Here is a 25242-nt window from a genome sequence, read left to right as displayed (position 1 = left end):
AATTTTACCTGATATCTGTCATAAAAGCGGATAAAACCACTTAATTTCTTTAAAAAATCTTAAATAAAGCGGTAAATTTGTCTAAAAAATTCACAAGTAGGTTTAAAAATAATCTAATGATTAGTTTTTCTAATCTTTGTAATAAAAAAATTTAATTTTTGCTTGCAAATTAAAATGAAGTCGATAAACTCTCAGTCATTCAAACACAACATTAACCAAAAATTAAGGAAACCTTTATGAGCGATTTAAACGTACTTTTCCAAAAAATTAAACAACGTGATCCAAACCAAGCACCTTTCCACCAAGCGGTTGAAGAAGTTTTTGGTAGCCTTGCTCCGTTTTTAGCGAAAAACCCACAATACACCAAATATGGCTTATTAGAACGTATTGTGGAACCAGAGCGTGTAATTAGCTTTCGTGTAACCTGGGTAGATGATAAAGGTCAGGTACAAGTCAATCGTGGTTATCGTGTACAAATGAACTCTGCGATTGGACCATATAAAGGTGGTTTACGTTTTCATCCAACAGTGGATTTAGGCGTATTAAAATTCTTAGCGTTTGAGCAAGTATTTAAAAATGCCTTAACAACTTTACCGATGGGCGGTGGTAAAGGTGGATCAGATTTCGACCCTAAAGGTAAATCTGACGCAGAAGTAATGCGTTTCTGCCAAGCGTTTATGAGCGAATTATTCCGCCATATTGGTGCGGATACAGATGTCCCAGCTGGCGATATTGGTGTGGGTGGGCGTGAAATTGGCTACTTATATGGTCAATATAAAAAATTACGCAATGAATTTACTTCCGTATTAACTGGTAAAAGTTTAACGTGGGGCGGTAGTTTAATTCGTCCAGAAGCAACAGGTTACGGTACAGTATATTTTGCAGAAAGTATGTTAAATACCCGTGGTCAAAGTTTTGATGGCAAACGTGTTGTGATTTCTGGTTCTGGTAATGTGGCACAATATGCAGCAGAAAAAGCAATCCAAAAAGGTGCGAAAGTTTTAACAGTTTCTGACTCTAACGGCTATGTATTATTCCCTGATAGTGGTATGACAGAAGCACAGCTTGCTGCGTTATTAGAACTCAAAAATGAGCGTCGTGAGCGTCTTTCAGTTTATGCGAAAGAGCAAGGTATTCAATATTTTGAAGGTCAAAAACCTTGGGGCGTGGCGTGTGACGTGGCACTACCTTGTGCAACGCAAAACGAACTTGATACAGAAGATGCAAAAACATTACTCAAAAATGGTTGTATCTGTGTGGCTGAAGGGGCAAATATGCCATCAACACTAGGTGCTGTAGAAGTCTTTGTTGATGCGAAAATCCTATACGCACCAGGTAAAGCATCAAATGCGGGTGGCGTTGCAACTTCAGGTTTAGAGATGAGCCAAAATGCAATTCGCCTATCTTGGAGTCGTGAAGAAGTGGATCAACGTCTATTTGATATTATGAAAAATATCCACGAAAACTGCGTAGAAAACGGCACAGAAAACGGCTTTGTGAACTATGTAAATGGTGCAAATATTGCAGGCTTCAAAAAAGTTGCCACTGCAATGTTAGAGCAAGGTGTGGTGTAATATCCGCTTAATATAATTACCTAACTCTTATTATAGAAATACTCTCCATAATTTCCCTTGTTAATGTTACTTAACAAGGGTTTTTTTGTGCATTTAAGTAATTATTTATAAAAAATCAAAGGCAAGCGGTAAGAACTGTGGGATAATCCGCGCCTTTTTAATTCTGTTTATAATATGGGGGAAGTTTACAATGATGAACAGAAGACGTTTTATCCAAATTGGTGCAACAACGATTTTAGCGCTAGGTACAAGTCGTTTAGGTTTTGCGATGAAAGCTGAGAATAAAGTTACGTTGCGTATTATTGGAACAACGGATATTCATAGTTTTTTAACCGACTTTGATTACTACAAAGATGCACCAACGGGTAAATTCGGTTTTACTCGTACAGCAACTTTGATTGAACAAGCTCGTAAAGAAGCAAAGAATAGCGTATTAGTTGATAATGGTGATTTAATTCAGGGTAACCCGATTGCTGATTACCAAGCAGCTAAAGGCTATAAAGAAGGGAAATCCAACCCTGCTATTGATGTATTAAACTTTATGCAATATGACGTGGGCACATTAGGTAACCACGAGTTTAACTATGGCTTAGCCTATTTAGATGACTCCATCAAGCAAGCCAAATTCCCAATTATTAATGCCAATGTGGTAAAAGTAGGGACAGACGAGCCTGTTTATCAGCCTTATTTTATTCAAGAAAAATCCGTTATTGATGAAAATGGCCATAAACAGATCGTGAAAATTGGTTATATCGGTTTTGTTCCGCCACAAATTATGGTATGGGATAAAGCAAATTTAGATGGCAAAGTTGAAACGCGTGATATTGTGAAAACAGCTGAAAAATATGTGCCGATTTTAAAAGAAAAAGGGGCTGATATTGTTGTGGCATTAGCTCATACAGGGCCATCAGATGAGCCTTATAAAGAAGGTGCAGAAAATTCAGCATTCTATTTAGCCGATGTTAAAGGCATTGATGCGGTTATTTTCGGGCATTCACATCGTTTATTCCCGAACAAAGAGTTTGCTAAATCACCAAATGCAGATATTGAGAAAGGTACAGTAAAAGGTATTCCTGAAAGTATGGCAGGTTACTGGGGTAATAATATTAGCGTGGTTGATTTAACGTTAGCAAATGCAAACGATAAATGGGTTGTGATTGACGGCTCTGCCGTACTTCGTCCTATTTACGACAATGAGAAAAAAGCATCAACGGTAGAAAATCATCCAGAACTTACCGCTTTATTGAAGCCAGTACACGAGGCAACTCGTGAGTTTGTTTCACAACCGATTGGTAAAGCAAGCGATAATATGTATAGCTACTTGGCATTAGTGCAAGATGATCCAACTGTTCAAATTGTCAATCAAGCACAAAGAGCCTATGTTGAAAATGTTGTGAAAGGGCTGCCAGAATTGGCAGGTTTGCCAATTTTAAGTGCAGGTGCGCCATTTAAAGCGGGTGGGCGTAAGAATGATCCGTCTGGTTATACTGAAGTTGATAAAGGTGAATTAACTTTCCGTAATGCAGCGGATTTGTACCTATATCCAAATACACTTGTTGTCGTAAAAGTAACAGGTGCGGAACTCAAAGAGTGGCTAGAATGTAGTGCAGGAATGTTCAAGCAGATCGACCCAAGTAATAATCAACCGCAAAGCTTATTAGATTGGACAGGCTTCCGCACTTATAACTTTGACGTTATTGATGGTGTGCAATATCAATTCGATATTACTCAGCCTGCTCGTTATGACGGTGAATGTAAGTTAATCAATGACAAAGCAAATCGAGTAGTGAATTTGACTTACAACGGAAAAGCGGTTGATCCAAAAGCTGAATTCTTAATTGCAACAAATAACTATCGTGCTTATGGCAATAAATTCCCAGGCACTGGCGAGAGCCATATTGTTTTTGCAGCACCAGATGAAAATCGTCAGATTTTGGCAAATTACATCACTGCAGAGAGCAAAGCTAACGGTCAAGTTAGCCCAAGTGCCGATAAAAACTGGAGAATTGCTCCAATTACAAGCAAGACTAAATTAGATATTCGTTTTGAAACATCACCAAGTGATAAAGCGAAAGCCTTTATTGCGGAAAAAGCACAATATCCGATGATATTCTTAAATACCGATGAAACTGGTTTTGCAGTGTATCAGGTGGATTTGAGTAAGTAAGGTAAGATTGAAAGGTGGGCGTAATGCCCACCTTATGTAAGGTTTTTATTCAACTGTTACAGAAGTAATGATTACATCTTCTTTTGGCACATCTTGGTGGAAACCTTTATTGCCTGTGGCAACGGCTTTAATTTTATCGACCACATCCATTCCTTCCACCACTTCACCGAATACAGCATAGCCCCATTCTTGTACAACTTCACGTCCGTGCATCTCTTTTGAACGATAGTCTAAGAACGTATTATCCGCAACATTGATAAAAAATTGTGCTGAGGCAGAGTGTGGATCTGATGTACGAGCCATTGCGATAGTGCCACGTTTATTGCTTAAACGGTTATTGGCTTCATTTTGGATTGGTGCTTTGGTGTTTTTTTCACGCATACCAGCTTCCATTCCACCGCCTTGGATCATAAATCCATCAATCACGCGATGGAAAATCGTGTTATCGTAAAAACCTTCTTTACAGTAGTCTTCAAAGTTTTTTGCAGTGATTGGAGCTTTTTCAAAGTTTAATGCGATTTTAATATCGCCAAAATTGGTATGTAATGTAACCATTTTAAATTCCTTATAAGATTAGGGGAAAAGTTCGGGCGGTATTATTAAAAAGTTTCGCAAAAATTGCAAAAAATTCTCAAAAAAAGACCGCTTATTCGTTATACTCAACGCATTTTTATCATCAATGTGATTGTGAATTAAATGAGGACACTATGCTCAAAATATATAACACTTTAAAACGTGAAAAAGAAGAATTTAAACCGATTAAGCCAAACCAAGTGGGAATGTATGTTTGTGGGGTTACGGTTTATGATCTCTGTCACTTTGGGCACGGTCGTACTTTCGTTTCCTTCGATGTTATTGTACGTTATTTACGTTATCTAGGTTATAACGTGCGTTATGTGCGTAACATCACTGATGTGGACGATAAAATTATCAAACGTGCGTTAGAAAATAACGAAACCTGCGATCAGTTAGTGGATAAAATGGTGGCGGAAATGTATCGTGATTTTGATGCTTTAAATATTCTCCGTCCTGATGTTGAACCGCGTGCAACACAGCATATTCCTGAAATTATTCAAATGGTTCAAACTTTAATTGAGAAGGGCTACGCTTATGTCGCACAAGATGGCGATGTAATGTTCCAAGTTGATCAATTCAAAAATTATGGGGTACTTTCACGTCAAAATTTAGAACAGCTCCAAGCTGGAGCAAGGGTTGAGATTAAATCGGTCAAACGTAACCCGATGGATTTTGTGTTGTGGAAAATGTCGAAAGAAAATGAGCCAAGTTGGGATTCGCCTTGGGGTAAAGGTCGCCCTGGTTGGCATATTGAATGCTCGGCGATGAACAGTAAAGAGCTAGGTAATCATTTTGATATTCATGGTGGTGGCTCGGATTTGATGTTCCCTCATCACGAAAATGAAATTGCACAATCTTGCTGTGCAAATGGAGATGATTACGTTAATTATTGGTTACATACAGGAATGTTGATGATCAATAAAGAGAAAATGTCGAAATCACTCAATAACTTTTTTACTATTCGAGATATTTTAAACAAGTATGATAGTGAAAGCGTGCGTTATTTCTTCTTAACCGCACAATATCGCAGCTTATTAGATTATAGCGAAGAGAATATTAACTTAGCTCGTTCAGCACTTGAACGCCTATATACCGCATTGCGTGGTTGTGATACATCAATTTTACTTAGCGATGAAGATCAATATGTGAAAGCCTTTAAAGACGCAATGAATGATGATTTCAACACGCCGGGGGCATTAGCTGTATTGTTTGAGTTAGCGAGAGAAATCAATAAAGCTAAAGCCGAGGGCTCTTCCGATGCGGATTATTTGGCTTCTCGTTTGAAACAATTAGCAGGCGTATTGGGGCTATTGCAACAAGAACCAGAAACCTTTTTACAAGGTGATGCGAATAATGATGAAGTTGCTGAAATTGAATCTCTTATTCAACAGCGTAATCAAGCGAAAGCAACTAAAAATTGGACGTTAGCCGATGAAGTGCGTGATAAACTAAAAGCAATGAATATTGTGCTTGAAGATACCCCAAATGGCACAACTTGGCGTAAGGCATAAGCTATAAATTAAATCCACAAGCGGTCTGATTTTGCAGATTTTTTGCATCAGACCGTTTTAAAATCTCATCACCAGATCATCTCTTCCAAGCAATATGCTACAATCGTCAAAATTTTTTCAAGTAGCCTAAACAATGAACCAACAAACATTTTTTATTTACGATTATGAAAGTTTTGGGGTAAATCCAGCAAGCGATCGCCCAGCACAATTTGCAGGTATTCGTACAGACAGTGATTTTAATATCATTGGTGAGCCAGTGATGTTTTATTGTAAACAGACATCGGACTATTTACCTGCACCAGAAGCGGTAATGGTAACGGGGATCACGCCACAACTTTGTAATCAGCAAGGCTTGCCAGAACCTGAGTTTTCAGCCCGTATTCACGCGGCATTTTCAGAGCCGAATACTTGTATTATGGGCTATAACAATATTCGTTATGATGATGAAATGACCCGTTATACCTTTTTTCGCAACTTTTTCGACCCTTATGAATATAGTTGGAAAAATGGCAATTCTCGTTGGGATCTATTAGATGTTGTTCGAGCTTGCTATGCGTTACGCCCTGAAGGTATTCAGTGGGCGTATGATGACGATGGAATGCCAAGTTTTAAATTAGAAAATTTAACCAAAGTGAATGGTATTGCTCACGAAAACGCACACGATGCAATGTCTGATGTGTATGCAACTATAGCTATGGCGAAATTGATTAAACAAAAACAACCTAAGCTCTTTCAATTTTTCTTTGAACATCGTGGTAAAAAAGCGTTAGAAGAGATGATTGATACTGGGGAAATGACCCCGCTCGTTCACGTTTCGGGAATGTTGGGTAACTATCGTGGTAATACTGCTTGGGTTGTGCCGTTAGCGTGGCACCCCACCAATCAAAATGCGGTAATTGTTTGTGATCTCTCGGCAGATCTTTCAGGTTTATTAACCGAAACGAGCGAGCAACTACGCACCAATCTCTACACGAAGAAAAGTGAGTTAGCGGAACAAGGTATCGCACCAGTACCATTAAAATTAGTGCATATCAATAAATGTCCTATTCTTGCCCCTGCGAAAACCTTGTTACCTGAGAATGCGGAACGTTTAGGCATTGATCGAGCATATTGTTTAGAAAATCTTAAACAATTAAAAGCACATAAAGGGTTAGTGCGTGAAAAAGTGATTGAGATTTTTAGCGAAGAGCGAGTATTTGAGAAGTCTGCAAATGTTGAAACAACTTTATATGATGGCTTTTTCTCCCCAGCAGATAAAAACAATATGGCGATCTTACGCAGTTTATCCCCTAATGAATTGGCAAATCACAGTCTAAAATTTGCAGATCCACGCATTGAAAAGTTGCTATTTCACTACCGAGCAAGACACTATCCTGACAGCCTAAATCGAGCAGAGCAGATCCGCTGGCAAAAATATTGTGAACAGCAGATTGAGCAGCAAGCCGAGCAGTTTAGTCATTCATTAAATGAGATGTTCCAACGGTATCACGATGATCCAGACAAAGTAAAATTATTGGAAGATCTTAGCGCTTATGCCACTCAATTATCAGAACAACCACGCTTTAGCTATCAAGAAAGTGAAGGAACAGTGGCATTGGTCAATGCGTTAAATCAAGTTGCTGAGCAAGCGAGTGATAAACAAACCAAGTTTGCAGCCTTAAATGCAATTTTGGGCAAAAACAATTAGACAAATTTTAGCCTAACGATTACTATCCCTACACGATTTTTAACACTTACACAACATAAAGGAAACAGAATGAATAAAACACTTTTGGCCGTAGTACTCGCATTTTTTTCACTTTCATCAGTAGCAAATACAGGTACTCAACAAGCGGTAGCTTCAGAACAAACTTTTCCAAAAAATGCACTGGTTTTACAAACGGATTTCAGCTTAAAAGATGGTGCGGTGTCCGCAATGCAAGGTGTCGCATTTGGCGTTGATCGTGATTTAAAAATGTTCAATCTCACTCACGAAATTCCGGCCTATAATATTTGGGAAGCCGCATATCGTTTATATCAAACGGCAACGTATTGGCCACAAGGTACTGTTTTTGTCAGTGTTGTTGATCCTGGTGTTGGGACTGATCGTAAATCCGTGGTGTTAAAAACGAAGACAGGACATTATTTTGTTACCCCAGATAATGGCACATTAACATTAGTGGCAGAGCATTTAGGTATTGAATCGGTTCGCCAAATTGATGAGCAAACTAACCGCTTAGAAGGTTCAGAAAAATCTTACACTTTCCACGGGCGTGATGTTTATGCCTATACAGGTGCTCGTTTAGCTTCTGGCAAGATTCGCTTTGAAGAAGTAGGACAAGAGCTAGAGCCTAAAGTGGTTGAAATTGCTTATCAACGCCCAACCCTTGAAGATGGCGTGTTAAAAGGTAATATTCCTGTTTTAGATATTCAGTACGGCAATATTTGGACAAACATTAGTGATACGTTGTTAGAACAATCAGGTATTAAAAAAGATGGGCGTGTCTGTGTTGAAATTAGTGAGAAAATTGGCGAAGAAGTAAAAGTTCGTTATAGTGGTGCAATGCCATATAAAAGCAGTTTTGGTGATGTAGAAACAGGCAGACCGTTAATGTATCTCAACAGCTTATTAAATATTTCATTTGCATTGAATATGGATAGCTTCGCAGATAAATATAAAATCAAATCAGGCGCTGAATGGTCTGTATCATTAAAATCTTGTGAAAAGAAAACGGCTGAGTAAGGGCAAGAATAAGGTGGGCTCAAGCCTACCTTACACATAAAATATAATGATTAGAGATTTACACAGTCACAGTACCGCATCTGATGGGGTACTTACGCCTACACAACTTGTTCAGCGAGCGATTGAAATGAATGTTGATATGCTTGCTTTGACCGACCATGATACAGTTGCAGGTATTGCGGAAGCAAAGCAAGCATCGGGAAATCAGCCGATTACCTTGATTTCAGGGGTTGAAATTTCAATTCTTTGGGAAGGAAAAAACATTCATTTAGCCTCACTAAATGTAGATGAAAATCATCCGACATTAGTAAAACTCTTGGCCAATCAAGCCGCTTTACGTCAAGAACGAGCAATTCAAATTGGTGAAAAATTAGCAAAAGCTGGTATTGCTAATGCGTATGAAGGGGCAAGAAAATTAGCCAGTGGTGAAGTGACACGAGCACATTATGCCCGCTTTTTAGTCGCTGAAGGTTATGTGCGAAACGATGAACATGCTTTTAAACGCTATTTAGGAATGGGTAAAAGTGCATACGTTAAGCCAATATGGTGTTCAATGGCAGAGGCTATTGATGCTACGCATCAAGCTGGTGGTGTAATTTGTATTGCTCACCCACTGCGTTATAAATTAACCGCTCGTTGGATCCGCCGTTTAATTGCTGAATTTAAACAACTAGGCGGAGATGGGATTGAAGTTGCAGGTTGTGCACAAACACCCGATCAGCGTCAATTATTAGCACGTTGGGCCACTGAATTTGACCTCTATGCCTCTCAAGGCTCAGACTTTCACTACCCATCGGGTTGGATCGAGTTAGGAAAAGGATTAGCATTGCCGTCAGAATGTAAACCGATTTGGGATAAATTTTAACAATTTAAATTTACAAGTTTTTGGATTAAACTTACCGCTTATTTTCATCATTTTGAGAGTAGATAATGGCTAAAACTCGCATAAATCCATCAAAAAATTCTCCTGATCCACAAGTTGAGCAGATTAACATATCCCCCCATTCCCTTGAAGCAGAGCAAGCAGTATTAGGGGCAATTATGTTGAATAACGAGCAATGGGACAACGTTGCAGAGCGAATTCAACCGACAGATTTTTATAATTATGCCCATAAATTGATCTATGAACAGATGATTGAATTAGTGCGTAATCGTCAGCCGATTGATCTCATTACGTTAGATCAAGCTCTCAAAAATAAAGGCATTCTTGAAGATATTGGTGGTTTCGCTTATTTAGCTGAATTGTCTAAAAATACGCCAAGTGTTGCGAACGTGCTGACTTATGCGGAGATTATTAGTGAAAGAGCCATCCGCCGAGAACTGATTGCAGCAAGTAATAAAATTGCCTCACTAAGCTATCATCCGAAAGGAATGTTAGTGAAAGATATGCTTGATGAGGCGGAACGTGAAATTTTCCACATTGCAGAAAAACGCACTTCGGGGGAAGATGGCCCGAAAAATATTGATTCTATCTTAATCAATACCCTTGCTCGCATTGAAATGTTATCTCAGTCTAAAGACAATAATGGTATAACAGGAGTGACAACAGGATTTTATGATTTAGATCGTAAAACCGCAGGATTACAGCCTTCCGATCTCATTATTGTTGCTGCTCGCCCTTCAATGGGCAAAACCACTTTTGCAATGAATTTATGTGAAAATGCAGCATTTGTAGATATAACCGAAACAGACGAAAACGGCAATACGGTGAAAAAGCCAAATAAACCAGTACTGATTTTTAGCCTTGAGATGCCTGCAGATCAAATTATGATGCGTATGTTGGCATCACTTTCTCGTGTTGATCAAACAAAAATCAGAACAGGGCAAATTGATGATGACGGAGATTGGTCAAAAATATCCAGTACAATGTCGCTACTTCAAAAAAGACGCAACATTTATATTGATGATAGTTCAGGACTAACGCCAACCGAACTACGTTCTCGAGCAAGACGAGTATATCGTGAAAATGGTGGGCTAAGCTTAATTATGGTCGATTACCTACAACTTATGCGAGCACCAGGTTTTACGGAGAACCGGACATTAGAAATTGCGGAAATTTCCCGTTCTTTAAAAGCGCTGGCTAAAGAGTTGGAAGTACCTGTTGTGGCACTTTCTCAGCTTAACCGTAGCCTTGAACAACGAGCGGATAAACGCCCTGTAAACTCTGATTTGCGTGAATCTGGCTCTATTGAACAAGATGCGGATTTAATTATGTTTATTTATCGTGATGATGTTTATCATGAAAATTCTGATCTGAAAGGCATCGCTGAAATTATTATTGGTAAACAACGTAATGGCCCGATTGGGCGAGTGCGTTTAACTTTCCAAGGACAATTTTCTCGCTTTGATAATTATCAAGGTGCAGCTTATGATGATGAGTATTAAAAATGTTATGTGCAATTTATAAAAGTAGCAAAAAAGAAGGAATGTATCTTTTTGTTGAAAAACGTGACCAATTTGAGCAAGTGCCTGATGAGCTACGCCAATTATTTGGTAAGCCACAATTTGTTATGCTGTTTAATCTGAATGGTGATAAACCATTAAAGCGGGCAGATAAAGAAGACGTTTTGCAAAAAATTCAAACGCAAGGTTTCTACTTACAAATGCCACCGCCAACGGAAAATTTACATAAACTCTTTTTAGAACAACAAGGAAAAAGATAATGCGTTGCCCTTTTTGTACTGCAGAAGAGACAAAAGTTGTTGATTCACGTCTAACTGCAGACGGCTATCAAATTCGTCGTCGTAGAGAATGCCTACAATGTAAGGAACGTTTTACCACATTTGAAACGGCAGAATTGCTTGTTCCCCATATTATTAAGAATAACGGTAATCGGGAACCTTTTAACATTCAAAAATTGCGATTGGGTCTAACTCATGCATTAGAAAAACGCCCAGTGAGTGCCGATGATCTTGAAAAAGCCATCAATGACATTGTTTTACAACTTCAAGCAACGGGAGAACGAGAAGTGTCAAGTAAGTATGTTGGCAACCTTGTGCTTGATGCCTTGAAATCTCTTGATAAAGTCGCTTATATCCGCTTTGCTTCAATCTATTTAAGTTTTGATGATATTGCCGAATTTACAAATGAGATTGAGAAGTTGAGATTGGAGAAATAAAAATAATTGTTATTTTTATTGATTAGTGTGTAAATGTGTGTTAGCAAATTTGTGTATTCAAGAGCGTTGACTTATAATGGAGCGAACTAGTTATTTGGGGATACTAATATGGAAAAAACTCAATCAACACCTCGTCAAATAGATAATGATGAGATTGATCTTATTGAATTAATTAAAGTTTTGTGGGATCAAAAACTTTGGATTATTTTATCAGCTTTTTTAAGCACTGCGATAGCAGCTATTTATGCTTTTACGGCGAAAGAACAATGGACGTCAAAAGCTGAAATTATTGCACCTAAAATGACAGATATAGGTGATTATTTAAGCATTCGACAGGAATATGTGCGTATTACTGGTGGGGAATTTAATGCAGATTCTCTCTCAAATGGGCTATTTGCAAGATTTAATTTACTTTCTGAGTCCTTAGATGAACGTAGAAATTTTTTCATGCAATCTGATTACTATAGTTCTCTTGTAGAGGGTAAAACAGAGCAAGAAAAGCGTCTAATTCTATCGGATTTAGTTAAAGATATTAGTATCACGAAACCAGATCCTAAAAAAGAACCTGATTTAATTGGCAGACGCATTAATTTTTCGGCAGAAACCCCATCTCAAGCACAGAATGTTTTGGAGAAATTTATTGGTTTTATAGATCTCGCTGCATATAAGCTAGAGTTACAGGATTTTTTAATCTTTTTTAACAAATTGATTAATGATTTAAAGTATGAAAAAAGTAAATTTGAAAGAGACCTAAATATTCAAAAAAGGGTGCAAATCGATAATTTAAATAATGCTTTAAATATTGCTAAAGAAGCAGGCATTAAGGAATATTCTAGACTTACTAATTTGAATGATTCAACAGTAGCGCAGCTTGCTCTATCAGAGAATAAAATTCCACTTTCGGATTCTAAATTGAGCGATGGAACATATCTCTTTATGTTAGGAGAAAAGTACTTACAAGCACAAATTGATGTAATTGCGCAAAATGAAGTTATTTACCCACCAAGATACTATCAAGTAACAGAATTACTCAAGGAGCTAGAGCCTTTGTTTGATAGAGCTAAAGAATCTAGTGCTAAAGCATTCAGCTACCAGGCTTCTCCTGATTTTCCTCTGCTTAAAGATAAGCCTAAGAAAGCAATTATTTTAGCACTTGGCCTAGTTATTGGATTGGTAATATCTAGTCTAGTTGTGTTAATGATAAATATATTTAGAAAATAAAATGACTAGAATTGCTATTATTCCTGCTAGAGCAGGATCAAAGGGTATTAAAGATAAGAATTTACAGCTTGTTGGTGGTATTTCTCTTGTGGGGAGGGCTATTTTAGCTGCGAAAGAATCTGCTATGTTTGACCAAATTGTTGTAACTTCTGATGGACAAGAAATTTTACTTGAGGCTGAAAAATATGGAGCAACACCTTTTTTGAGACCAAGTGAATTAGCTCAGAGTGATACAAAAACAATTGATACGATTCTACAATGCTTAGAAGAGCTTGATATAAAAGTGGGTACGGTTGCTTTGTTACAACCAACAAGTCCGCTTAGAACAAGTATAGATATTCGAAACGCAATGGAGATATTTTTAGGTGGACATTGCAAATCTGTTGTCGCTGCATGTGAATGTGAGCATCATCCTTACAAATCATTTGTGATGGAGGGAGATAATATTGTGCCAGGTAGAGAATTAGAGGATTTTGAATCTCCTCGTCAGAAATTGCCAAAAGCCTATAGAGCTAATGGTGCTATCTATATCAATGACATTGTGTCTTTATTAAATGAAAAATGTTTTTTTATCTATCCAACAAGATTTTATTTAATGCCCACGTATCGTTCTATAGATATAGATACAACATTAGATTTACAAATAGCTGAGAATTTAATTAAAAACGAGCATTAATAAATGGCAGCAATAAAAGATAGTTTTATTTACTTAAGTGGAGAAATAATTTCCAAATCAGTTCCATTCCTACTATTACCTTATTTATCAAGAAAATTGGGGGTAGAGGGCTATGGTGAGCTATCTTACTACCAAACATTCTTATCATTATTTGTGATCTTTATCGGTTTAAGTCAAGATGGTGCTGTTGCTCGTTATTTTTATGTTTATGGAAAGCGTTCACTTAATTTGGTTGTAAATACGGGATATGCTTATGCCCTTTGTATGGGAAGTTTAATACTTATTATTTGCTGGGTGGTAAAGTCAGAAATAATAGCTTATATCGTATTAACCGCAATATTTCAAGTTTTCTTATCGGTACAATTAAGTATTAGACAGTGTCAGAAACAGGCTATTTCCTATACAATTATACAATTATCTTCTAGCTTTATTGCTGCAGTAATGACAGTAGCAATGCTAGAAATATATCAAACACAATTAGTTGAAAAAAGATTTCTTGCTCTACTATTTGCTAACAGTATAGTTGTTACATCAGCATATATTTTATATAACAGAAAAAATAAAGGGCGAATTTATAGTATAAGAAGCTACAAAACAGCTTTTTTGTATTTTATGGCTTTTGGATTACCAATGCTACTGCATCATGGCAGTATGTTTATAAAAGGGCAGTTGGACCGAATTTTTATTTATCACCAATTTAGTCAAGTTGAGCTTGGCTTATATGCAATGGGCGTGCAAATTTCGGCTATTTTATCTGTTGCTATTTTGGCAATAAATAAAGCACTAGTTCCCTATTTATTTGAAAAGTTAAAAGAGGGTGTAATAAAATTAAAAGATTTGCACACATATACCTTATATTCATTAATAGCTGTACCTATTCCTTCTTTGGTCGCACTAGTTATTCCAGAAACAGTGTTTACTTGGATATTAGGTGGTGAGTTTATTGGTGTAAAATACTATGTGATTTTATTTTTGTTTTCTACTAGTTTAACAATCCCATATTTATTCTTAGTTAATTATTTATTTTACCACGGGAAAACAAAGCAAATTTCATTTTGTTCTGTATTATCGACAGGTATTTATTTGGCTGTCTTAAGTGGATTGATATTTACAGAAATTAGTTATATACCTTGGGCAAGTATTATTGGTGCTTTAGGGATATTGCTTGTGTTAATTTTTATTACTAGAAGAGTTTGATGAATGAATTTAATTATAGTAACTACACCATTTCAGATGATGATAGCAGAGAAAATCATCAAGATTTATTCATCAGAAAATTTTCATTTGATAGTCTTAACATCGTATGACAATTGTAAATATAGATATTACTATGAGAGAATTAGAAAAAAATGTAAGAAATCAAACTATATTAAAACTTTCCCTTTAAGAAAGAGTAAAATTTTTACATTATTTGATTTGTTGTATATAAAAGTATTATCTTTGTTTTTACCTCAATATAAAAGGATATTTTTAGCTAATATTGAGAGTTTTAGAGTAAGAACTCTTATATCTAGATTTTTTGATGCAAATATATACACTTTTGATGATGGTACTGCAAATATAACATATGATAGTTATTTGTATAATGAACCTAAAATCAATAAAGTTTTGAGATCTATTCTTTTTGTTTTAAGAAGTAATTTATCTATGGAAAAGTTAAAAGGTAGAATATTAATTCATTTTAGTATATATAAGGGTAAGAAGAATATAATCGATAATACTAGTTATATAAGTCTTATGAGTGATTATAATGTAAAAGAATTAGATAAAGTAGAGCTTAATAATAACATGATGCCTATAAAAATTTTTATAGGCCAACCTGTATATGAAATTAATCCTGAGTTATATGATGATATTGATATTATTTTAGATAAGTTTGATATAGACTACTATTACCCTCATCCAAGAGAATTATATAAGAAAAATATTGAGTATATTGATTCGAAACTTATATTTGAGGATTATATTATATCATATGTTTCTAAAGGTTATCATTTTGAAATTTATACTTTGTTTAGTGGGACTATATTAAATATAGCTCATCTAGATAATGTTAAATTGTTTTCAGTTAGAACAAAATTTTTAAATGATGAATTTAGCAATATATATGAAGTTTTCACAGTAAATAATATTACGGTTATAGATGTATGAATGTTTATAAAGATAGCTTAACTTATGTGCTTTTTTTAATGTCATTTATTCCTGTTTTTTTATTGATGTTTTGGGGAGAATCTAGAATAGATGATGAAATCATAGCCGTTTTTTATACTTTTTATAAGTATATTTTGGGTCCTCTTTTTTTATTGATTGTAATAATTTTGAATGTTGATTTTAAGAAGGCGAAGGTTAAAAATAGATTGGTTTTGATTTTTATTGGAGGGTTATTGTTTATAATAAGTTTTTTCTCAAAGAATATATCAATATTGAATATTTTTTTATTTTTACTCGCAATTAAAAATGTAAAGATATCTAATGTTATGAGGATGAAACTATTCTTAGGTGGGCTTTTATCTCTAATTATAATCGGAAATTTTATTTTAGATATATCTTATGGAGATTACAGTTTATATATTTTAGATTCCAAGGGAGATATTAGATATACATTTGGATATGAACATCCAAATAACTTTCCAATGAGAATTTTTTCTTTATTATGCATTTATTGTATCCTAAGAAAGAAATTTAACATTTTGGATGTTATTTTTTGTTTTGGTATATTATACCTTATCTATGAATATACAATATCAAGAACGACTTTTATTGTTGGTTCATTGCTCTTGATGAGTATATATTTTTATCATAAATGTAATTACCTCAACCTATATAGGATATCTTTTTTATATAACCATACTTTCCTTATCTTTCTTTTATTATCAATTTTTTTAGTTTATTTTTATTCTGGTGAATATTCTCTTATATATGAGATAAATACTTTGCTTTCAGGAAGGGTTTCAATGGGAGATATTGTATTAAATAGTATGGGTATAACTCTTTGGGGAAATGATATAGAAAAGTTTTTAATTGAGAATCAGATTGTGCTTGATAATTTGTATTTATATATTATTCTGGGTACTGGTATAGTATTTACATCACTCTCGGTAATGGTAAGTTATAAGCTTTTTAGTTTGTTGGGTAAACATAAATTATATAAAGAAATAATTGTTCTTGTGTTTGTGCTAATATACAGTTTGTCTGAGAAAACGTTTTTGGATATTTATTTTAATCTAACTTTATTTTTGTTTTCATTTCTTTTATATGAAAATAAGATATCTGAATATAAAAATGAAAATTATTTAATACATAGGGCGGAGTATGAGTGATTTGATTAGTGTTATTGTTCCAATATTTAATACTGCCAATTTTCTTCCGAGATGCCTTAATAGTTTAATATCTCAGACTTATTCTAATCTTGAAATTATCTTGATTGATGATGGTTCCAGTGATTCAAGTGTAGATATTTGTAATCAATATGCTCGGAAGGACAATAGAATCAAACTATTCAAAAAAGTTAATTCTGGTGTTAGTGATACTAGAAACTTGGGGCTTGAAAATATGAATGGAAAGTATTTTCTTTTCGTTGATAGCGATGATTACATTCATAAAGATCATATAAAAATACTGCATTCTGATATTATTCGATACAATGCAGATATGTGTATTTCTAGCTATAAGAAGGTCTCTGATAATGAAATGCTTGATGAAATATTGAAATTTGAAAGTCGTTTATACAATAAAATAGATGTAATGGTTAATATGATTACAAATAAAGGATATGGATGGGAATGTGTTGCAAAATTATTTTCTCGAGATGTGTTGGGAACACTAAGATTTGATTCTTCAGAAAGAATAGGAGAAGATTTTGTATTTTCTTATAAGGCAGTACATAATTGTAAAAATATAGTCATAAATTCTATGAAAAGTTATTACTATATTATTCGAGAAAGTTCTGCGACTAAGAGTGGTTATACCCCTAGTTATGATAATCTTTTAGATACGGCAAATAAGTTTAAAATTTTTATTATTGATAATTATCCTAATCTTATATGGTTATCATCATTTTTTTATATTCACTCGTGTATAGAGATATTAATTAGATTATACAATTTAAATGTTAGAGACTTTATAAAAGAAAAAAAAATTAAGAATATACTTAAAGAGCATGCTATTATTGTTCTGAAAACAGGTCTTGTTCCAATAAAATTCAAAATTAAACTTTTGTTGATTTTAATTAGTAAAAAAAATTATCTAAAATTTACATAATAGAGATATTATATATGACTAAGAAGGTATTATTTGTTATTAACTCATTGAAGAATAAGGCAGGTTCAGAAAGAGTGGCTTGTCTGTTGGCCAACTTATTTTTTTATGAAATGAATATGGATATTACTATTATTACTAGAAATTCTTCTGAGATTGCTTATGAACTTGATTCGAAAATAAATATTAAAATTATTAATGGTAATTTCTTAAGTTTTCTATATAAGTTGCAATTAAACATACTTCATGAGCCACCAGATGTTGTGATTGTGCATAATATGGGTAAATTAAGTCTATTATGTTCTCTTCTGAGAACAACTGCAAAATTAATTTCATTAGAACATGTATCTTTTTCTATTAGGCCTAGATATATAAGATTTCTAAGTAAAATTTTATATAGGCGTTTTAATACTATTATATCCTTAAGTGCTCAAGATGCTAATGAATATGCATTATGGCATAATAATGTTGCTCATATAAATAATGTATCACCCTTCAAAATAAATGATAAAGCATATGATATTACGAACAGAAATATTATTGCTATTGGGCGATTAACTGAACAAAAGAATTTCCAACATCTCTTATATGCTTGGGAGAAATGTTATTCTCAATTAAATGAATGGACTTTAAATATTTATGGAACTGGTGAAGATAGGGATAATTTATCTAACTTGATATTAGAAAGAAAAATTAGATCTGTAAATTTGAAAGGAGAAGTAAAAAATTTAGAAGATATATATAAAAATAGTGCCTTTATTGTAATGTCTTCTAAGTATGAGGGACTTCCTATGGTATTAATTGAAGCTCAATCTATAGGATTGCCAATAGTTTCGTATGATTGCCCAACTGGACCATCAGAAATTATTAAACATGATAAGGATGGTTTATTAGTTGAAAACCAAAACATAGATGAGCTTGCTAAAGCAATTTTATATTTGGCTACAAATCATACTAAGAGACTTAACATGTCTAATAATGCATTGAGTGCTGCAGAAAGATTTTCTAGTAAAACTATTCTAATGCATTGGGAAAAAATATTACTTTATTAATTAATACAATATATTTCTATCGGTTATCTTACTAGATAAACTTAGATGGTTCTAATTTTAGCTGTTAGTATGATTACTTGTTGTAAATCGAACAATGTTTATAACTTCTAATTGAACATGATTATTAGGATTATTACATTATTAGTTTTTTAAGAATTAATGTATCTTTAAAAGAGGAAACTATGAATGACTTGATTTCAGTCATTATGCCTGCATATAATGCCGAGAGTTATATATCTAAAGCTATTGAATCAGTCTTGCAGCAAACCTATAAAAACTGGGAGTTATTAATTATTAATGATAATTCTAGTGATAATACTTTAAATATTATAGGTTCTTATTTATATGAGAATAGAATTAAAGTATTTAATAATCATATTAATTTAGGGCCAGCTAGATCAAGAAACATAGGTTTAGATCATGCAAATGGAAAATATATCACATTCTTGGATGCAGATGATTTTATTGATAAAGAAAAATTTCAAGTTCAACTCTCTTTTATGAAAGAGAATAAAATATCTATGAGTCATGGTAACTACATTTTTTGTAATAACGATGGATATAAGATAAAAAAGGTATCCACAGATATTCAAGTAGACTATTTCAGTCTATTAAAAGGAAACCAATTTAAAATAATGACCGTTCTTATTGAAAAAGATAGTATAGATGGGATTCGTTTCCCTGATATAAAGCATGAAGATTATGCTTTTTATTTAGAGTGCTTGAAGAAGATTCCTTATTCCTTATCTCAAAGTCAACGTTTTGATTCTTATGTTAGAATTGGAAATATTAGTGTTTCTTCTAATAAAATAAAGAGTGCTTTATGGACATGGGATATTTATTATAAATATGAGAAATTGGGAGTGATAAAATCTTTATATTATTTTATATATTATGCATATAATGGTTTTATTAAACATAAGTTAGGTAAAGGGAATTTTTGATTTAATTGGGCTATAAAATGAGTAAAGAATTTATCAGCAAGTGTATACAAATTATAATTGACTTTTTGTTTTTTAATTTATCTTTTTTAATAGCAATATTGTTACTTGGAGTGCTGCCATTAGAGTCAACTAGATATATCCCAAGTCAACAAGTAAATGAATGGATTATTGTTCATTTTTCATTGTCACTTATTTGTGTTTTGTGGTTTTTAGTAAGATTAAGACATTATACATATAGAAAGCCCTTTTGGCTTGAACTAAAAGAAGTCATTAGAACATTGATTATTTTAGCAACTATAGAATTGGCTGTAATAGCCTTTTCCAAACTATACTTTTCTCGATATTTCTGGGGGTTTATTTGGGTAATTGTATTAATTATTGTTCCGATAGGAAGAATTTTAACAAAGAAGTTATTAATCAATTCTAGGTTATACTTAAAAAATACAGTAATTATTGGGAGTGGGAAGAATGCTGTTGATGCTTATAACGCTCTTACCACTGAGGAATATCTAGGCTTAAAAGTTATATTTTTTGTCAGATCTAATATTTCTATGGTTGAAAACTTAGATATTCCAGTGATAAGTAAGGAAAATCTATGGGATGTAGTAGATAGAAATGTTTCTTTTATTATTGCATTGGAAAATGGAGAAAGTGAACAGCGAGATTTTTGGTTAAGAGAGTTAGCAATACATAAATGTCGTTCGGTTTCAGTGATTCCGACCTTAAGGGGGCTTCCTTTATATAGTACAGATATGTCGTTTCTATTTAGCTATGAGGTTATGCTCTTGCGCATAAATAATAACCTTGCGAAAAGGTCTTCTCGTATCTTAAAACGAGCTATGGATATTATCGGATCACTTGCAGTTATTACTGTACTATCTCCAATATTATTAATTCTTTATTTTTTAATTAAAAAAGACGGTGGTAATGCAATTTATGGACATCCACGGATTGGGCGTAATGGTAAAGAATTTAACTGCTTAAAATTTCGTTCAATGGTAGTTAATTCTAAAGAAGTTTTAGAACATTTGTTAGCTACTGATCCTGAAGCAAGAGCAGAGTGGGATAAAGATTTTAAACTTAGAAATGATCCGCGTATTACAAAAGTAGGTGCTTTTATTCGTAGAACAAGTTTAGATGAGTTACCTCAATTATGGAATGTTTTAAAAGGGGAAATGAGTCTAGTTGGACCGAGACCAATCGTAAAAGAAGAGCTAGAACGTTATGAAGAAGATATCGATTACTACTTAATGGCAAAACCAGGAATGACCGGACTTTGGCAAGTTAGTGGCCGTAATGATGTGGATTATAAAACTCGTGTTTATTTTGACTCTTGGTATGTAAAAAATTGGTCTTTGTGGAATGATATTGCAATTTTATTTAAAACGGTAAATATTGTTTTGAAAAGGGATGGAGCATACTAAGTTTAAAAAGCAGAAAAGCACAATTATCTTTTCTGCTTTTTTATTCGGATTATATTTTAGCTGATCTTAACAGGCCATAGAATAAAACTATAGAAAAGAAATAAAATATAGATCCAGAGTTATGGGCTAAGAATGTTTGGCTTAGGAAATAAAACATTGTTGCTATAATATGGATGGTTCCTAAAATGGATATCGATTTTACTTCTATGTTTTCACATTTTATGTTTTTTATAAAATATTTTAAAGGTACTAGTAAAACTAATAATAATCCAACGAATCCTAACAGCCCTCTTTTAACCCAAGAGTCTAGATATTGGTTATGTGCATCATTATATTGTAAAGTTGGTTTAACCATTGTTTTTTGCTTTACCTGTTGTTTCTTTAATTCTATATAACCTTTACTTCCCCAACCAAGTACTGGTTTTTCTTTAATGCCTAGTAATGCGTTTTCCCACATATCAAATCGTGCACCGAGGGATGAGTTTTTATTACCCTTCTCAATATATTGAACAATATCTTTTTCTGCTTGGTAATAGCGTTGAATAACACCAAATTTAGGAATGCTAGCAATAGCAGAAACAATTGCTATAAATATGATACTAGCTGTTAAAACTATTTTTTTATTTAAAAAATGGCGATAGAAAAATAAAATAGTAATGAGTATAAATGGTAAGCAAATCCATCCACCTCTAGCCCCAGAAATTGCACTAGATACAATTCCTAATAAACTACATATCATGCATATTGCCATAACTTTGTGTTCTTTTTGGATTAACCAGTATATGCTAATAGCTAGGCTTAACATTGATAATGTTACAGAAATGTTTCCTGACTGTATGTGATGAGTAACTTCAGTAAATGCTTTATCCTCACCTAAAAAAACTTTTTGGTAGATTGCTAATAACCCTGTTACGGCTGAACCAATCGGTATTGCGTAGAAAACAGTTTTTGGATGTATCTTAAATTGTGAGAAAAGTAGGATTAAGGGGATTAATAATAATACCCTGCTTGGGTTGTCTATTTCTCGAAATCCATCTTTATGTAAAATTACAGACATTAAAAATCCAGAAAAATAGAATAAAAACGAAAATATCATCCATTTATCGTTTTTATCCAGTATCCATTTTTTTTTTAATTTAAAAGAATATATTGATAAATATCCCATACTCAGAGCAGCCAATGTCATTGGTACATAGCTATATCCTTTTTTAAATGCGAGTACTGTTACGAAAAATAATGCAACTAAGATATTGATCGCAAAAGCAATATGCTTATGTGTAATTTTATTTACTAGTGTAAGCATGTTATGTCCTTGTAAAATAGGTCTTATTAGTTATATTTAAAGAAAAAGGGGCTAAGCCCCTTTAGTTTTAGAATGGAATTAAAGATACTGCACTTCAATAATATCAAATTCAACATTACCACCTGGGGTTTTAATATTAACGGTATCATCGACTTCTTTACCAACTAGTCCTCGAGCGATAGGCGAATTTACGGAAATTAAACCTTCTTTGATATTTGCTTCATCATCGCCAACGATGCGGTAGGTCACTTCTTCATCACTGTCAGTGTTTACCAGCGTGACTGTTGCACCAAAAATCACTTTGCCATTGTTAGGGATTTTTGTGACATCAATAATTTGAGCATTCCCTAATTTTCCTTCAATTTCTTGAATACGACCTTCGCAGAAACCTTGTTGTTCTCGTGCTGCGTGATATTCTGCATTTTCTTTTAAATCGCCGTGTTCACGAGCTTCTGCAATCGCATTGATAATTTCAGGACGGCGTACATTCTTGAGAAATTCAAGTTCTTCACGTAATAACTCAGCACCACGCACTGTCATTGGAATTTGTTGCATTTTATTTCCTTATGTATGATGTATGTCGTTACACAATAGTATTGTAAAAAACAGCGTGAAACTTACCGCTTGTTTACAATCAGCTGTTTGAAACTCTCAAACTAACGCCCATAAATATCTGCCATTGTGTATTTACGAAGTTTAACTAAACCCGTATTATTCATTTTCTTTTAAAAAATAGCAACCTTGATTATGATTTCATCTTTAAACAAATTTCGCCAACTGGGTTGGCTATCACTTTTTTCGTTGTCAACTTTTACCGCTCAAGCACAGGTTGATCTGATACCAATAATGTCGCATTTACCCGAAGGGGCTTCGGCGAGTATCATTGCTAAGAATTTAACCACAAATCAAATTATTGCAGAATATCAAAGTAAAACCTTTATGTTACCAGCAAGTACGCAAAAAGTATTTACTGCATTAGAGGCAAAATTAGCTTTACCGGAAGATTTTAAATTCCAAACCGCTCTTTTAACCAATGGTAAGATAGAAAACGGTAGTTTGAATGGTGATTTAATCACTCGTTTTACTGGAGATCCTGATTTAACCAGTCAGCAATTATTTCAACTTGTGTCTAAATTAAAACAGCAAGGTATTCAAAAAATTAAAGGCAACCTTATTTTAGATACCACCGTATTTACTAGCCACGATAAAGCAGCTGGTTGGGTTTGGAATGATCTGAATATCTGTTTTAGTGCCCCGCCTGCAGCTGTAAATATTGATAACAACTGTTTTTATGTGAATTTAGATGCGAATAAATCTGCTGGGAGCTTAATTACCGTTGATGTGCCTTCTGCCTATCCTGTACAAGTATTTAGTTCTGCTTATGTGGCAGAGAAACCTGAATCAGATTACTGTTTATTAGATGCTGTAGTGAGCGATAACAATCGTTACCAAATAAAAGGTTGTTTGGCTAAACAAAATAAGCCTTTTGGTTTAAGTTTTGCGGTACAAGATCCAACAACCTATGGTGCAAATTTAATCAAAAATTATTTGGCTAGATTGGGTATTCAGTTTACTGGGCAAATTCAAGTGCCTGCAAAGGCTCCGTCAGGTGTGTTGTTGGCAGAGCATTATTCCCAACCGCTCTCTGTATTGCTCAAAAAAATGATGAAAAAATCAGATAACCAAATTGCAGATGCGATATTCAGAACAGTGGCTAATCAGCAGTCAAAACGTCCGGCGTCATTCCCACTGGCAAGCCATACTATTCGTTCATTATTTAAAAGTAATGCCAACATTCAATTTGGCAATAGCATAGTGGTTGATGGTTCAGGATTATCTCGCCACAATCAAGTGAATGCGGAAACAATGTTACAAACTCTAGAATTTATTGTTAAAAATGAAGAACAGTTAAAATTGCTTGAAACATTTCCTATCGCTGGAGTTGATGGAACATTATCTGGTCGAGGATCGATTTCAGCAGAGCCATTGGCAAATAATCTGATTGCAAAAACAGGGGCACTAAAAGGCGTGTATAATCTGGCTGGGTTTATGACGAATAAACGAGGTGAAAAAATTGCATTTGTGCAGTTTATCAATGGTTATTCAACATCTACTGATCCTGAGCGTAAAACGAAAAGAGCACCACTCAACCAATTTGAAAATAGTTTATATATGGCACTCTACAATGATTAAATCTGATATTTCCGTTTATCACCAATATCAAAATGTAGTGGCATTCGCCATTTTTGAATAGAAAGTAGCAGTAGGAGCAAGCTACAAATTAACGCAAGTATTAGGACAAATTCTTGCCAGTTAAATAATAAGCTCAACCAAAGCAGTGGGAGTAAGATAGGCTGAAAATTAAGCCCAATAATCCGAAAACAGAAATACTCTTTGTAGCATAGCCCTGCGATAACGGTAAATACCGCACCAAGTGCGAATTCCGTAAAACTGAAAATCTGACAGAGTAGTCCTAGCCATACCACAAATTGAAACATTAAGCGGATAGATTTGAGGTATAAATGGAGCGATGAGGTGAGCATTGTTCCTGCGACCAGTAATCCGTATTGTGCTATTTCAGGATAAAACGGTATTAAGCCAATCATTATTGTGGCAAGACAAAAGCCTAAACGGTAAAGGATTACCGTTAGGTAATCCCAAAAATCCATTGGCGATTGAATATGTGGATCTGCCATA

23 protein-coding genes are annotated in these 25242 nt (G+C 34.1%); 19 read left to right on the top strand and 4 right to left on the bottom strand.

All coding sequences use genetic code 11. The features are described 5' to 3' along the window. Positions 1-236 precede the first annotated feature (236 nt). Together gdhA and cpdB are read left to right on the top strand one after the other, a co-directional pair. Positions 237-1574 (top strand): NADP-specific glutamate dehydrogenase, encoded by a 1338-nt coding sequence (gene gdhA / locus A1D26_RS03620; protein WP_157402725.1) that lies wholly within the window; start codon positions 237-239, stop codon positions 1572-1574. A 190-nt stretch (positions 1575-1764) separates the two neighbouring features. Continuing rightward, positions 1765-3741, top strand: a complete 1977-nt coding sequence (gene cpdB / locus A1D26_RS03615; RefSeq protein WP_157402724.1) for a 2',3'-cyclic-nucleotide 2'-phosphodiesterase — start codon at positions 1765-1767, stop codon at positions 3739-3741. A gap of 45 nt (positions 3742-3786) precedes the next feature. Here cpdB and A1D26_RS03610 read toward each other — a convergent pair whose 3' ends face one another. Then, on the bottom strand, positions 3787-4296 hold the full coding sequence (locus tag A1D26_RS03610) for a peptidylprolyl isomerase (RefSeq protein WP_157402723.1): 510 nt from the start codon (positions 4294-4296) through the stop codon (positions 3787-3789). A 152-nt stretch (positions 4297-4448) separates the two neighbouring features. Here A1D26_RS03610 and cysS point away from each other — a divergent pair, with 152 nt between their 5' ends. The 16 genes from cysS to wbaP all read left to right on the top strand — a co-directional run bounded on the left by cysS (position 4449) and on the right by wbaP (position 21242). Next, positions 4449-5828, top strand: coding sequence for a cysteine--tRNA ligase (cysS, locus tag A1D26_RS03605; RefSeq protein WP_157402722.1), 1380 nt, complete (start codon positions 4449-4451; stop codon positions 5826-5828). Positions 5829-5961: 133 nt separating this feature from the next. Beyond that, positions 5962-7515, top strand: coding sequence for an exodeoxyribonuclease I (gene sbcB / locus A1D26_RS03600; RefSeq protein WP_157402721.1), 1554 nt, complete (start codon positions 5962-5964; stop codon positions 7513-7515). A gap of 69 nt (positions 7516-7584) precedes the next feature. Beyond that, entirely contained in the window at positions 7585-8550 is a 966-nt protein-coding gene (locus tag A1D26_RS03595) for an SAM hydrolase/SAM-dependent halogenase family protein (RefSeq protein ID WP_157402720.1), read from the top strand. A 46-nt stretch (positions 8551-8596) separates the two neighbouring features. Beyond that, positions 8597-9415, top strand: a complete 819-nt coding sequence (rnm, locus tag A1D26_RS03590; protein WP_157402719.1) for an RNase RNM — start codon at positions 8597-8599, stop codon at positions 9413-9415. A gap of 65 nt (positions 9416-9480) precedes the next feature. Beyond that, positions 9481-10935, top strand: a complete 1455-nt coding sequence (locus A1D26_RS03585) for a replicative DNA helicase (protein WP_157402718.1) — start codon at positions 9481-9483, stop codon at positions 10933-10935. A 2-nt stretch (positions 10936-10937) separates the two neighbouring features. Continuing rightward, positions 10938-11213: a YcgL domain-containing protein gene (locus A1D26_RS03580; protein ID WP_157402717.1), complete on the top strand. Its 276-nt coding sequence runs from the start codon at positions 10938-10940 to the stop codon at positions 11211-11213. Beyond that, positions 11213-11668 (top strand): transcriptional regulator NrdR, encoded by a 456-nt coding sequence (nrdR, locus tag A1D26_RS03575; protein ID WP_157402716.1) that lies wholly within the window; start codon positions 11213-11215, stop codon positions 11666-11668. Before A1D26_RS03580 ends, nrdR begins: the two co-directional genes overlap by 1 nt. Before the next feature lie 108 nt (positions 11669-11776). After that, positions 11777-12889: an LPS O-antigen chain length determinant protein WzzB gene (locus A1D26_RS03570; protein WP_157402715.1), complete on the top strand. Its 1113-nt coding sequence runs from the start codon at positions 11777-11779 to the stop codon at positions 12887-12889. A 1-nt stretch (position 12890) separates the two neighbouring features. Further along, complete coding sequence (locus A1D26_RS03565; protein WP_157402714.1) at positions 12891-13565, top strand: acylneuraminate cytidylyltransferase family protein; 675 nt, start codon at positions 12891-12893, stop codon at positions 13563-13565. 3 nt (positions 13566-13568) lie between these two features. Beyond that, complete coding sequence (locus A1D26_RS03560) at positions 13569-14762, top strand: oligosaccharide flippase family protein (RefSeq protein WP_157402713.1); 1194 nt, start codon at positions 13569-13571, stop codon at positions 14760-14762. Positions 14763-14765: 3 nt separating this feature from the next. Then, complete coding sequence (locus tag A1D26_RS03555; RefSeq protein WP_157402712.1) at positions 14766-15716, top strand: glycosyltransferase family 52; 951 nt, start codon at positions 14766-14768, stop codon at positions 15714-15716. A 38-nt stretch (positions 15717-15754) separates the two neighbouring features. Then, entirely contained in the window at positions 15755-16885 is a 1131-nt protein-coding gene (locus A1D26_RS03550) for a hypothetical protein (protein WP_198303077.1), read from the top strand. Beyond that, positions 16878-17825, top strand: a complete 948-nt coding sequence (locus A1D26_RS03545; RefSeq protein ID WP_157402710.1) for a glycosyltransferase family 2 protein — start codon at positions 16878-16880, stop codon at positions 17823-17825. The genes A1D26_RS03550 and A1D26_RS03545 overlap by 8 nt, the downstream gene beginning before the upstream one ends. A 14-nt stretch (positions 17826-17839) precedes the next feature. Continuing rightward, positions 17840-18874 carry a glycosyltransferase family 4 protein gene (locus tag A1D26_RS03540; protein WP_157402709.1) on the top strand — a complete coding sequence of 345 codons (1035 nt, stop codon included), beginning with the start codon at positions 17840-17842 and terminating at the stop codon, positions 18872-18874. 182 nt (positions 18875-19056) lie between these two features. Next, positions 19057-19818, top strand: coding sequence for a glycosyltransferase family 2 protein (locus tag A1D26_RS03535; RefSeq protein ID WP_157402708.1), 762 nt, complete (start codon positions 19057-19059; stop codon positions 19816-19818). Between the two features lie 17 nt (positions 19819-19835). Beyond that, positions 19836-21242: an undecaprenyl-phosphate galactose phosphotransferase WbaP gene (gene wbaP, locus A1D26_RS03530; RefSeq protein ID WP_157402707.1), complete on the top strand. Its 1407-nt coding sequence runs from the start codon at positions 19836-19838 to the stop codon at positions 21240-21242. 49 nt (positions 21243-21291) lie between these two features. Here wbaP and A1D26_RS03525 read toward each other — a convergent pair whose 3' ends face one another. Together A1D26_RS03525 and greA are read right to left on the bottom strand one after the other, a co-directional pair. Then, positions 21292-22545, bottom strand: coding sequence for an O-antigen ligase family protein (locus A1D26_RS03525; protein WP_157402706.1), 1254 nt, complete (start codon positions 22543-22545; stop codon positions 21292-21294). A gap of 78 nt (positions 22546-22623) precedes the next feature. Continuing rightward, the gene (greA, locus tag A1D26_RS03520; protein WP_157402705.1) at positions 22624-23100 is read right to left on the bottom strand and encodes a transcription elongation factor GreA; all 477 of its coding nucleotides are present in this window, start codon (positions 23098-23100) and stop codon (positions 22624-22626) included. 192 nt (positions 23101-23292) lie between these two features. Here greA and dacB point away from each other — a divergent pair, with 192 nt between their 5' ends. Next, positions 23293-24738 carry a serine-type D-Ala-D-Ala carboxypeptidase gene (dacB, locus tag A1D26_RS03515; protein ID WP_157402704.1) on the top strand — a complete coding sequence of 482 codons (1446 nt, stop codon included), beginning with the start codon at positions 23293-23295 and terminating at the stop codon, positions 24736-24738. Here the strand turns inward: dacB and A1D26_RS03510 are convergent. Further along, a complete protein-coding gene (locus tag A1D26_RS03510) occupies positions 24735-25241 on the bottom strand; it encodes a DUF2301 domain-containing membrane protein (protein WP_157402703.1) in 507 nt (168 codons plus the stop codon). The genes dacB and A1D26_RS03510 overlap by 4 nt on opposite strands. Position 25242 lies beyond the last annotated feature (1 nt).

It is taken from the genome of Ursidibacter maritimus, assembly GCF_009761395.1.
Lineage (GTDB): Bacteria > Pseudomonadota > Gammaproteobacteria > Enterobacterales > Pasteurellaceae > Ursidibacter > Ursidibacter maritimus.
The sequence above is the reverse complement of the archived record's forward strand: the minus strand, read 5'-3'. Positions and strand labels throughout refer to the sequence as shown.

Coding starts and splice junctions, on each gene's coding strand:
- gdhA (WP_157402725.1), top strand. CDS start 237: ATGAGCGATTTAAACGTACTTTTCCAAAAAATTAAACAACGTGATCCA.
- cpdB (WP_157402724.1), top strand. CDS start 1,765: ATGATGAACAGAAGACGTTTTATCCAAATTGGTGCAACAACGATTTTA.
- A1D26_RS03610 (WP_157402723.1), bottom strand. CDS start 4,296: ATGGTTACATTACATACCAATTTTGGCGATATTAAAATCGCATTAAAC.
- cysS (WP_157402722.1), top strand. CDS start 4,449: ATGCTCAAAATATATAACACTTTAAAACGTGAAAAAGAAGAATTTAAA.
- sbcB (WP_157402721.1), top strand. CDS start 5,962: ATGAACCAACAAACATTTTTTATTTACGATTATGAAAGTTTTGGGGTA.
- A1D26_RS03595 (WP_157402720.1), top strand. CDS start 7,585: ATGAATAAAACACTTTTGGCCGTAGTACTCGCATTTTTTTCACTTTCA.
- rnm (WP_157402719.1), top strand. CDS start 8,597: ATGATTAGAGATTTACACAGTCACAGTACCGCATCTGATGGGGTACTT.
- A1D26_RS03585 (WP_157402718.1), top strand. CDS start 9,481: ATGGCTAAAACTCGCATAAATCCATCAAAAAATTCTCCTGATCCACAA.
- A1D26_RS03580 (WP_157402717.1), top strand. CDS start 10,938: ATGTTATGTGCAATTTATAAAAGTAGCAAAAAAGAAGGAATGTATCTT.
- nrdR (WP_157402716.1), top strand. CDS start 11,213: ATGCGTTGCCCTTTTTGTACTGCAGAAGAGACAAAAGTTGTTGATTCA.
- A1D26_RS03570 (WP_157402715.1), top strand. CDS start 11,777: ATGGAAAAAACTCAATCAACACCTCGTCAAATAGATAATGATGAGATT.
- A1D26_RS03565 (WP_157402714.1), top strand. CDS start 12,891: ATGACTAGAATTGCTATTATTCCTGCTAGAGCAGGATCAAAGGGTATT.
- A1D26_RS03560 (WP_157402713.1), top strand. CDS start 13,569: ATGGCAGCAATAAAAGATAGTTTTATTTACTTAAGTGGAGAAATAATT.
- A1D26_RS03555 (WP_157402712.1), top strand. CDS start 14,766: ATGAATTTAATTATAGTAACTACACCATTTCAGATGATGATAGCAGAG.
- A1D26_RS03550 (WP_198303077.1), top strand. CDS start 15,755: ATGTCATTTATTCCTGTTTTTTTATTGATGTTTTGGGGAGAATCTAGA.
- A1D26_RS03545 (WP_157402710.1), top strand. CDS start 16,878: ATGAGTGATTTGATTAGTGTTATTGTTCCAATATTTAATACTGCCAAT.
- A1D26_RS03540 (WP_157402709.1), top strand. CDS start 17,840: ATGACTAAGAAGGTATTATTTGTTATTAACTCATTGAAGAATAAGGCA.
- A1D26_RS03535 (WP_157402708.1), top strand. CDS start 19,057: ATGAATGACTTGATTTCAGTCATTATGCCTGCATATAATGCCGAGAGT.
- wbaP (WP_157402707.1), top strand. CDS start 19,836: ATGAGTAAAGAATTTATCAGCAAGTGTATACAAATTATAATTGACTTT.
- A1D26_RS03525 (WP_157402706.1), bottom strand. CDS start 22,545: ATGCTTACACTAGTAAATAAAATTACACATAAGCATATTGCTTTTGCG.
- greA (WP_157402705.1), bottom strand. CDS start 23,100: ATGCAACAAATTCCAATGACAGTGCGTGGTGCTGAGTTATTACGTGAA.
- dacB (WP_157402704.1), top strand. CDS start 23,293: ATGATTTCATCTTTAAACAAATTTCGCCAACTGGGTTGGCTATCACTT.
- A1D26_RS03510 (WP_157402703.1), bottom strand. CDS start 25,241: ATGGCAGATCCACATATTCAATCGCCAATGGATTTTTGGGATTACCTA.